Here is a 10,704-nt window from a genome sequence, read left to right as displayed (position 1 = left end):
GCGCACCCCCGTCTGGATCTGGGGCGCGGGCCACGTCGGCCGCGCCCTTGCCGCCACCCTCGCCCCGCTCGATCACCTCGCGCTCACCTGGGCCGACACCAGCGCCGAGCGCTTTCCCGAGGCCCCGGTGATCTCCCCTTCCGTCGGCGACCTGCCGCACCTCGCCGCCACCGCCCCCGTAACGGCTCACCACTTTATCCTCACCTATTCCCACACGCTCGACTTCGCCCTCTGTGACACGCTCCTGCGCCGGCCTGCCGCCTCTATCGGCCTCATCGGCTCGGCCACCAAATGGGCCCGCTTCCGCTCACGCCTCGCCACCGCAGGCCACGCAACTGCACAAATTTCACGCATCCAATGCCCAATCGGTGACCCTGCCTTCGGCAAACACCCGCAGGCCATTGCGATTTCCACCGCCGCGCAGCTACTCTCCATGCTCGAAAAGCAGGCAAGTGCCACCAAGGGGGACATGACGGGATGACGGAACTCTTTGCCGCCCATGGGCTGCGCAAGGCCTATCCCGGTGTCGTCGCCAATGACGACGTCAGCTTTTCCATCGACGAAGGCGAAATTCACGCACTGCTGGGCGAGAACGGCGCGGGCAAATCCACGCTGGTCAAGATGATCTACGGGCTGGTCAAACCCGACGAAGGCCACATGACCTTTCGCGGCGAACCCTTCGCCCCGCCCGAACCCCGCGCCGCCCGCTCCGCCGGGGTGGCGATGGTCTTCCAGCACTTCTCGCTCTTCGATGCGCTCTCGGTGGCCGAGAACGTGGCGCTCGGCATGGAGAATCCGCCTAAATCGGCCCAGCTCTCCGCCCGTATCACCGAGGTCTCCAACGAATACGGCCTGCCGCTGGACCCGCATCGCACCGTGGGCGACCTCTCGGCAGGCGAGCGCCAGCGGGTCGAGATCATCCGCTGCCTGCTGCAAGACCCGCGCCTGCTGATCATGGACGAGCCCACATCGGTGCTCACCCCGCAAGAGGTCGAAATTCTCTTCGCCACGCTGGAGAAGCTGCGCACCGAGGGCACCTCGATCCTCTACATCTCGCACAAGCTGGAGGAAATCCGCGCGCTCTGCGACCGGGCCACCATACTGCGGCTCGGCAAGGTGGTCGGCCACGCCGTCCCGCGCGAAAAATCCGCCGCCGAACTGGCCGAAATGATGGTGGGCAGCGCCCTCCACCGCCCCGAGCGCGAGCTCGCGCCCTCCGGCGAAATCGCGCTGGAGGTGACAAACCTCAGCGTCAAATCCGCCAACCCCTTCGGCACCTCTCTCAAGAATGTCTCCCTCATGGTCCGCAAAGGCGAGGTGCTGGGTATCGGCGGCGTCGCGGGCAACGGGCAGGACGAGCTTCTGGCCGCACTCTCCGGCGAGGCACTGGCCGCACCCGAAGCGGTGCAGCTTCACGGCAATCCGATCGGCAAACTAGCCCCACCGGCTCGCCGCAAACTCGGCCTCCTCTCAGCCCCCGAAGAACGGCTGGGCCATGCCGCTGCCCCCGAAATGTCGCTGACCGAAAACGCCCTGCTCTCGGCCCGCATCCGCAAGGGCCTGACAAAGAAAGACTTCATCAACTGGAAGGCCACGCAGAGCTATGCCGAGAAGGTCATAGAAGCCTTCGATGTCCGCACCCCTGGCCCCCACGTCGCCGCCCGCTCGCTCTCGGGTGGCAACCTGCAAAAGTTCGTCATGGGGCGCGAGATCGAGCAAGCCCCCGAGGTGCTGGTGGTCAACCAGCCCACATGGGGCGTCGATGCCTCCGCCGCCGCACAAATCCGGCAAGCCCTGCTCGACCTCGCGGCAGGTGGCGCGGCCATCGTCGTCATCTCTCAGGATCTCGACGAACTGATGGAAATTTCCACCAGCTTCGCCGCCCTCAACGGCGGCCGCCTCACCGCGCCGGTGCCGGTGGAAGGGCTGACGATGGAGCGGATCGGCCTGATGATGGGCGGCGCGCATGACATGGAAGTGGCCCACGAACACCACGCGGAGGCCCCGGCATGACCGTTGCTCCCAAAAGATTCCATGCCTCCGGCGGGAGTATTTCCGGCAAGAAAATGTGCAATTCGATTCAAATTGTTCCCGCCCGCTCTCATTTTCTTGCTGCAAATACTCATTCCACGGGAGGCATCCGGTGATCCGCCTCGACAAGCGCCCCAACCCCTCCAAGGCGTGGTCCTACTCCACGCCCCTGCTCGCCGTCCTGCTGACGATGATCTTCGGCGGCCTGCTCTTCGCCGCGCTCGGAAAAGACCCCTTCGTGGCCATCCGCACAATTTTCTACGACCCGCTCTTCGGCCAGCACGCCTTCTTCTACCGCCCGCAACTGCTGGTGAAGGCCGCGCCGCTGATCCTCATCGCCATCGGCCTCTCGCTCGGCTTCCGCGCAGGCATCTGGAACATCGGTGCCGAGGGCCAATACATCATCGGCGCGCTCTGCGGTGCGGGCGTCGGCCTCGCCTTCTATCCCACTGTGTCCTTCATCATCTTCCCGCTCATGGTCATCGCCGGCGCGCTCGGCGGCTGGGCCTGGGCGATGATCCCGGCCCTGCTGAAAACCCGCTTCGGCACTAATGAAATCCTCGTTTCGCTGATGCTCGTCTACGTCGCCGAAAACCTGCTGCGCGGCATGGCCGTGGGGCTGATGAAAAACCCCGAGGGCTTCGGCTTCCCGGGCTCGCGCAACCTCGCGCAATACCCCTCCGCCACCTCGTGGATCAGCCAGAACGCCGGGATACACTGGGGCGTCGTCTTCGCCCTCATCGCGGTAATCTTCGCCTACATCCTGCTGACCCGCCACATGCTCGGCTTCAACATCCGCCTCGCCGGGCAGGCCCCCCGCGCCGCCCGCTTCTCTGGCGTCAACCCCACACGCCTCGTGCTCTTCTGCCTTGGCACCTCCGGCGCGCTGGCAGGGCTGGCAGGCCTCTTCGAAGTCTCCGGCCCCGCCGGCCAGGTCACCACCGATTTCAACGTCGGCTACGGCTTCACCGCCATCATCGTCGCCTTCTTGGGGCGCCTCCACCCCGTCGGCATCCTGCTCGCCGGGCTGCTGATGGCGCTCACCTACATCGGCGGCGAAATCGCCCAGTCGCAACTGCAACTCCCGGCCGCCGCGATCCAGCTCTTCCAGGGCATGCTGCTGTTCTTCCTGCTCGCCGTCGACCTGCTGACGAATTACCGCTTCCGCCCGAAACAGGGGGCCGCCGCCTGATGGACCTCTCCTCGATCAACTGGCTCCTCCTGCTCGCCTCCCTCATGGTCGCCGCCACGCCGATTTTGCTCGCGGGCATCGGAGAGCTCGTGGTGGAAAAGGCGGGCGTGCTGAACCTCGGCGTGGAGGGCATGATGATTACAGGCGCCATCGCGGGCTTCGCCATGGCCGTCGAATCCGGCTCGCCAGCTCTCGGCTTCGTCGGGGCCGCGGCGGCGGGCGCGCTGCTCTCCATGCTCTTCGCCGTGCTCACCCAGTTTGCCCTCGCCAACCAGGTCGCCTCCGGCCTCGCCCTCACCCTCTTCGGGCTCGGACTTTCCTCGCTGATGGGCCAAAGCTACGTCGGCCTCAAGCCGCCCTCCACGCCCAAGCTCGATATTCCGCTGCTCTCCGACATCCCCGTGCTCGGCCCGGTGCTCTTCAACCATGACCTGATGGTCTATGTCGCCATCGCCATCGTCGCGGGCACCTGGGCCTTCCTCAAATACACCCGCGCGGGCCTCACCCTGCGCGCGGTGGGCGAAAATCACGAGGCCGCCCATGCACTGGGCTACAAGGTCATCGCCATCCGCTGCGCCGCCATCGCCTTCGGCGGCGCCTGCGCGGGCCTCGGCGGGGCCTACCTCAGCCTCGTCCGCGTGCCGCAATGGACCGAGGGCATGACCTCCGGCGCAGGCTGGATCGCGCTGGCCCTCGTCGTCTTCGCCTCCTGGCGGCCCTGGCGCGTGATGATCGGGGCCTATCTCTTCGGCGGCATCACGGTGCTGCAGCTCAACCTTCAGGCCGCGGGCCTCAAGGTGCCGGTCGAGTATCTCTCGATGTCCCCCTACATCATCACCATCATCGTGCTGGTGATCATGTCTTCCGGCCGTAGCCGCGGGGCGCTTGGCGCGCCCGCCTCGCTGGGCCGGACCTTCCACGCCACCGGGTAGAAATCCGGGGCATTTTCCAACAACCAACAGGGAGCAATCCACATGAAGAAAAGAACCCTCCTCAAAGGCGCCGTCGCCGCGCTAGCGCTCGCCGCCACGCCCGCGATGGCACAGGACAAAACCAAGGTCGGCTTCGTCTATGTCGGCCCCGTCGGCGACGGCGGCTGGACCTATGAGCACGACCAGGGCCGCAAGGCCGTCGAGGCCGAGTTCGGCGGCGCGGTCGAAACCGTCTATGTCGAGAACGTGCCCGAGGGCCCCGACGCCGAGCGGGTCATCACCCAGATGGCGCTCGACGGCGCCGACCTGATCTTCACCACCTCCTTCGGATACATGGACCCCACGATCAACGTGGCCGCCAAGTTTCCGGACGTGAAGTTCGAGCATGCCACCGGGTACAAGACCGCGCCCAACGTGTCGGTCTATTCCGCCCGCTTCTACGAGGGCCGCGCCGTGCAGGGCACCATCGCGGGCCGGATGACCGAGAGCAACGTGATCGGCTACATCGGCTCGGTGCCGATCCCCGAGGTGGTACGCGGCATCAACTCCGCCTACATCCACGCGAAAAAGGTCAACCCCGACGTGCAGTTCAAGATCGTCTGGGTCTACGAGTGGTTCAACCCGGCGAAAGAGGCCGACGCCGCCAAGGTGCTGATCGAACAGGGCGCCGACGTGATCCTGCAGCACACCGACTCCACCGCCCCGCTCGCGGCGGCCGCCGAGGCGGGCAACGTGATCGGCTTCGGGCAGGCGTCCGACATGGCCGAATACAAGGACGGCCCGCGCGTGTCGTCGATCATCGACAACTGGGCGCCCTACTACATCGCCCGCACCAAGGCGGTGATGGATGGCACATGGGAGTCGACCAACACCTGGGACGGCATCGGCCCGGGCATGGTCGGCATCGGCGAGATCACCGACAAGGTGCCCGCCGAGGTGAAAGCCGAGGCCGAAGCGCTGCAGGCGTCGATCGCCTCGGGTGAGTATCACCCCTTCACAGGCCCGATCAAAAAGCAGGATGGCTCCGACTGGCTGGCCGAGGGCGAAACCGCCGATGACGGCACGCTGGCAGGGATGAACTTCTACGTCGAGGGCCTCGAAGGCGAAATTCCGCAGTAAGCGCCACCCAACGACAAGCGCAAAGCTCCGCCTCCCGGGCGGGGCTTTTTTTGCCGTGGCGTTTGCCCAGGCCCATGGGTGGACGCGATCCAGCGGCGCGCCTTGCGGCGCACTCCATTGTTTTGTGGGCGCTTGGGGCTGGGTTCGGCTTCGCGGCCCGAGCGAATGGAAAAGGTGGGATGGATGCGACGGAAAGCAGGAGGGCGCTCGTTACATTCATGTATTCATATCTCACGAATGGAAATGATCATGTCTGTCTCCAAACTCCTCGCGCCAGTCGCGCTTGCCCTCTCCATTGCCTCGCCATCCCTGGCCCAACAAGGCAGCCCCGGGGCGCATTTCATCGAGAACTGGGACGCTGACGGCGACGGACGGGTGTCCTTGTCAGAAGCCAGGGAAAAGCGATCCGACATCTTCACGATGTTCGATACTGACGAGGATGATGTGCTGTCGTCAGAGGAGTATGACGCCTTTGATGAAACTCGCGCGGCGGATATGGCGGCCAACGCCGAAGCGCTTGGCGCCTCGGGCAAGGGTCCGGGCGTTGGCAATGGCAAGGGTAACGGTCGGGGCCAAGGCAAGGGCCAGGCTGGTCCGGGCCTTGGTGACTACAACCGCTCGATGTCGCGGGACTATGCCGATACCGACGGCAATGGCGTCGTTTCCCGCAGCGAGTTCGAGGGCCTCTCCGACGCCTGGTTCACCCAGCGGGACCGGGATGGCGACGGCTTCATTACCAGCGCGGACTTCGGCCCTCGCGGATAAGCACACCACCTGCCCCGGGGGCCCGGGACAGGTGGTTTGACACTAGCCTGTGGCGGCCTGGCCGGACTGGGCCGCCGAATTCCTCGACGCATCTGCCTCCGGCCCGGCACCGCCGAAGCGGAACTGCCGTGTGCTGCCCGAAAGCGTTTCTGCCTCGCGCTCGAGCGCCTGTGTCGCAGCACTCGTTTCTTCGAACATCGCCGCGTTCTGCTGGGTGCCCCGGTCCAGGTCGTTCACCGCAGAGTTGATCTCGTCGAGACCCACCGATTGCTCCTGCGCGGAGGTGGCAAGGCTGGCAACGCGGCCACGGATATCCTGCACATAGCCCGCGATCTGCTCCAGCGCTGTGCCGCTTTCGTCCACCAGCTTCACCCCGGCCTGAATCCGCTCGAAGGTCGAGGCCACGAGTTGGGCGATTTCCCGCGAACTGTCGGAGGACCTCAGCGCCAGTTGCCGCACTTCCGAGGCGACCACGGCAAAGCCACGCCCGCTTTCGCCCGCCCGCGCCGCCTCGACCCCGGCGTTCAGCGCCAGGAGATTGGTCTGGAAGGCGATCTCGTCGATCACGCTGGTAATGTTGGACACCTGCTCGGAGCTGGCGGCGATTTCCTTCATCGCCTCGACCGCCTTGCGAGACATCTCCAGCCCGCTCGCCGTGCTTTCTTCGGCCGCGCTTGCCGTCTTGGCAGCGTCGTCGGCGTTCATCGCGGCCCCGCGGACCGATGATGTCATCTCATCGAGTGCCGCGGCGGTCTCTTCCAGCGCTGCGGCCTGCTTCTCGGTGCGCATGCTCAGGTCGCGGGCGGCCACAGAGATCTGGCCCGTCTCGGTCAGGATCGCGTCGGCGCGCCCGGAAATGCCCGAGATGACCTCGGAAAGGGCCCTTATCGACAGGTTGAACTCTTCTTTCAGCTGCAAGAACTCTTCCGGCACATCCGCGTCGATGCACACCCCGAGGTCATGGCTGGCCAGCCGCGACACCGCCTCCTGAAGCTCAGTTATGGCGCGCTTCTGCGCGGTGATTTCGGTGGCAAACTTCACGACCTTGGCCACCTTGCCATCGGCATCGAGGATCGGGTTGTAACTTGCCTGAATCCAGACTTCGCGCCCATCCTTGGCCAATCGCATGAACTGCGCCGACTGGAACACACCGCCCGCAAGCTCTTCCCAGAAGGTTGCATAGTCCGGGCTCTTCACCACCTCCGGATCGACGAAGATGCTGTGGTGCTGGCCCACGATCTCCTCTTCGGTGTAGCCCAACGCCTTCAGGAAGTTCTCGTTGGCCCGCTGCACGATGCCCTCCGGCGAGAACTCGATCACCGCCTGGCTGCGGCCCAGCGCCTCGAGCTGGCCCTGCGAGTCGATCGCTTGCATCCGGGTCTCGGTGATGTCGGCGGCTACCTTCACCACTCTCTCCACCTTCCCGCGGCTGTCGATAATCGGGTTGTAGGTCGCCTCCAGCCACATCTCGCGGCCGCCCTTGCCCCAGCGCCGGAACTTGCCCAGCTTTGGCTCTCCCTTCGCGAGATCCGACCAGAAAGCCTGGTATTCCGGCGCCTTGCGCAGGTCTTCGCGCACAAACATGCTGTGATGCTTGCCCTTTATCTCGTGCAGCTCGTATCCGACGGCCGCCAGAAAGTTCGCGTTCGCCGAGACGATGGTGCCATCGGGTTCGAACTCGATCACCGCCTGGCTCTTGTCCAGAGCCTCCAGCTTGCGTCTGGCGCCGATGGCGGCGGTCTCGCGTTCCGTCACATCGGTGGCGAATTTCACCACCTGTTCCACGTCACCGGCTGCGTTGCGGATCGGCACATAGGCGGCCTCGATCCAGATGTTGCGATCCCCTTTGGCGATGCGCGGGAACACCGCCGAAAAGCTCTCGCCACGCGCCAGCCGCTGCCAGAAGTCCTTGTAATCCTCGCTCGCCCCGTAACCGCGCTGCACGAACATCCTGTGATGCTGCCCCACGATCTCTTCGCGGGCGTAGCCGAGGGCGCCGCAAAAGTTGGCGTTAGCATCAAGAACGGTGCCGTCCGGCGCAAACCAGATGACCGCATAGGTCGATTGCACCGCCTCCCCCAGCAGCGCCATCGGATCGCGCACCTGAACGCGGGTCCGCCCAAATCCAACAAGGCCCATCACATGTCTCCAAGCTTCGGTTGGGGGAGGTTTCGCAGAACTGTATTAAGGAAGGCTTGCCGGAAACGCGGATTATCGCGAAGAAGGTCCGAGTTGAGGAAGCTATCACACCCTGTGACCCTTGCCGCAATTTTGACCATCTGGTAAAAAGCACCCCGTTGCCATCTTCCCAGCCCCGTGCCACGCTTTCCGCGAGGAGGCCCCGCCCTTGACCACCAAGACCGACACCGCGACGAGCACCGCGCACCTGCCGCAGCTCACGCTCGCCCGCAACCCGGGCATGGAGCTGGATATGGACTGGGTCATGCGGGCCCAGGCCAACACCTCCGCCATCGAGCGCCGGGCCGCCACGTTGCCCGGGCGCCGCTCGGTCAAGAAGGCGTTTCAGGCGGCCTGGCTCTGCAAGGCAATCACGCTGATCGACCTCACCACGCTGGCCGGTGACGACACCGAGGGCCGCGTGAAGCGTCTCTGCGCCAAGGCCCGCCAGCCTGTCCGCGCCGACCTTCTAAAGGCCCTCGGAATGGAAGGGATCACGACCGGTGCAGTCTGCGTCTACCACGACATGGTGGAAACCGCCGTCGAGGCCCTCCGCGGCTCCAACATCCCCGTCGCCGCCGTCTCCACCGGCTTCCCCGCCGGACTCTCGCCCTTCCACCTGCGCCTCGCCGAGATCGAGGAGAGCGTGAAGGCCGGGGCCGAGGAGATCGACATCGTCATTTCCCGCCGCCACGTGCTCACCGGCAACTGGCAGGCGCTCTACGACGAGATGAAAGCCTTCCGCGCCGCTTGCGGCCCCGCCCACGTCAAGGCGATTCTCGCCACCGGCGAGCTCGGCACCCTGCAAAACGTCGCCCGCGCCAGCCTCGTCTGCATGATGGCCGGCGCCGACTTCATCAAGACCTCCACCGGCAAGGAAAGCGTCAACGCCACCCTGCCCGTCTCCCTCGTCATGATCCGCGCCATCCGCGACTATTTCGAAGCCACCGGCCACCGCGTCGGCTACAAGCCCGCCGGCGGCATCTCCAAGGCGAAAGACGCGCTGCTCTACCTCGCCCTCCTGAAGGACGAACTCGGCCCCCGCTGGGTCCAGCCCGACCTCTTCCGCTTCGGCGCCTCCTCCTTGCTGGGAGACATCGAACGCCAGCTCGAACACCACACCACCGGCGCCTACTCGGCCTCCTACCGGCACGCGATGGGATGACGGTCCTGATGCAGACCCAAGGCCAGCGCACGTCCCGCACGGGGCGCCTCTCCACAAGCGTCGCCGCCACCGTCACGCGCTCCGGCTCTGTCCAGCTCAACGTCACCCAAGCGCCCGCCCCGTAGGGGGGCGGGACGGGCGCTGGCCGCCGTTGGCGGCCGGGTGCTCCGCTCTGATCGAAGGACCAGTTTCAATGAACGTCCCCGAAATCTTCGACACCCTCGCCTACGGCCCCGCCCCCGAGTCCGCCTCGGAGGCCGCCGCATGGCTCGACAAGCACAATCGCAAGTTCGGCCATTTCATCGACGGTGCCTTCACCAAACCCGCCAAGGGCTTCCTCACTAAGAACCCCGCGACTGGCGACAAGCTGGCAACGATCACCCAAGGCACCGCCAAGGACGTTGAGAAGGCGGTGAAGGCCGCCGGCAAGGCGCAGCCCAAATGGGCCGCCCTCTCCGGCCATGAGCGCGCCAAGTATCTCTACGCCCTCGCCCGCCTGCTGCAAAAACACAGCCGCCTCTTCGCCGTCCTCGAAACCCTCGACAACGGCAAACCCATCCGCGAGTCCCGCGACATTGACGTGCCGCTCGCCACCCGCCACTTCTACTACCACGCAGGCCACGCCCAGCTCGCCCCCACCGAACTGCCCGACCGTGCCCCCCTCGGCGTCGCCGGCCAGATCATCCCGTGGAACTTCCCGCTCCTGATGCTCGCCTGGAAGGTCGCGCCCGCCCTCGCCATGGGCAACACCGTCGTCCTCAAACCGGCTGAATACACCTCCCTCACCGCCCTCCTGTTTTCCGAAATCTCGCAAGAGGCCGGCCTCCCCGCAGGCGTCCTCAACGTGGTCACCGGCGACGGCGCCACCGGCGAAGCACTGGTGAACGCCGAGGTGGATAAACTCGCCTTTACCGGCTCCACCGCCGTCGGCCGCCGTATCCGCGAGGCCACCGCCGGGCGCTCCATCCCCCTCACGCTCGAACTCGGCGGCAAATCCCCCTACATTGTCTTCGAGGACGCCGACGTAGACTCCGCCGTCGAAGGCCTCGTCGATGCCATCTGGTTCAACCAGGGCCAGGTCTGCTGCGCCGGCTCCCGCCTGCTGGTCCAGGAAGGCATCGCCAACGCCTTCCACACCAAGCTCAAGGCCCGCATGGACGGCCTCCGCATCGGCGACCCGCTCGACAAATGCATTGACGTGGGCGCCGTCGTCGACCCGACCCAGCTGAAAACCATCACCGAGATGGTCTCAAACAACACCGAGGGCGAAACCTACGTGGCGAGCACCGACCTCCCGGAAGGCTGCTTCTACCCGCCCACCC

9 protein-coding genes are annotated in these 10,704 nt (G+C 65.6%); 8 read left to right on the top strand and 1 reads right to left on the bottom strand.

The window, feature by feature from the left end:
* The 6 genes from DYI42_RS21585 to DYI42_RS21560 all read left to right on the top strand — a co-directional run.
* The coding region (locus tag DYI42_RS21585) for an XdhC family protein (RefSeq protein ID WP_213548884.1) at positions 1-481 on the top strand (481 nt) is incomplete at its 5' end.
* A complete protein-coding gene (locus tag DYI42_RS21580) occupies positions 478-2,013 on the top strand; it encodes an ABC transporter ATP-binding protein (RefSeq protein ID WP_213548883.1) in 1,536 nt (511 codons plus the stop codon). The genes DYI42_RS21585 and DYI42_RS21580, both read left to right, overlap by 4 nt.
* Positions 2,014-2,143: 130 nt before the next feature.
* Positions 2,144-3,223, top strand: a complete 1,080-nt coding sequence (locus DYI42_RS21575) for an ABC transporter permease (protein ID WP_213548882.1) — start codon at positions 2,144-2,146, stop codon at positions 3,221-3,223.
* Entirely contained in the window at positions 3,223-4,155 is a 933-nt protein-coding gene (locus tag DYI42_RS21570; RefSeq protein WP_213548881.1) for an ABC transporter permease, read from the top strand. The genes DYI42_RS21575 and DYI42_RS21570 overlap by 1 nt, the downstream gene beginning before the upstream one ends.
* 42 nt (positions 4,156-4,197) lie before the next feature.
* Positions 4,198-5,274, top strand: coding sequence for a BMP family ABC transporter substrate-binding protein (locus DYI42_RS21565; RefSeq protein WP_213548879.1), 1,077 nt, complete (start codon positions 4,198-4,200; stop codon positions 5,272-5,274).
* 237 nt (positions 5,275-5,511) lie between these two features.
* Complete coding sequence (locus DYI42_RS21560) at positions 5,512-6,039, top strand: EF-hand domain-containing protein (RefSeq protein ID WP_244868072.1); 528 nt, start codon at positions 5,512-5,514, stop codon at positions 6,037-6,039.
* Between the two features lie 42 nt (positions 6,040-6,081).
* Here DYI42_RS21560 and DYI42_RS21555 read toward each other — a convergent pair whose 3' ends face one another.
* Positions 6,082-8,178 (bottom strand): methyl-accepting chemotaxis protein, encoded by a 2,097-nt coding sequence (locus tag DYI42_RS21555; RefSeq protein ID WP_213548877.1) that lies wholly within the window; start codon positions 8,176-8,178, stop codon positions 6,082-6,084.
* Positions 8,179-8,386: 208 nt separating this feature from the next.
* On the opposite strand from DYI42_RS21555, the gene deoC reads away from it, so the two are divergent.
* Both deoC and DYI42_RS21545 read left to right on the top strand, forming a co-directional pair.
* Positions 8,387-9,382: a deoxyribose-phosphate aldolase gene (deoC, locus tag DYI42_RS21550; RefSeq protein WP_244868071.1), complete on the top strand. Its 996-nt coding sequence runs from the start codon at positions 8,387-8,389 to the stop codon at positions 9,380-9,382.
* Between the two features lie 193 nt (positions 9,383-9,575).
* On the top strand, positions 9,576-10,704 hold a 1,129-nt coding region (locus tag DYI42_RS21545; RefSeq protein ID WP_213548875.1), incomplete at its 3' end, for an aldehyde dehydrogenase family protein.

The organism is Vannielia litorea (genome assembly GCF_018424695.1).
GTDB classification, from domain to species: Bacteria; Pseudomonadota; Alphaproteobacteria; order Rhodobacterales; family Rhodobacteraceae; genus Vannielia; species Vannielia litorea_A.
Note: the sequence above shows the minus strand (reverse complement) of the source record. Positions and strands in the feature narration are given on the sequence as shown.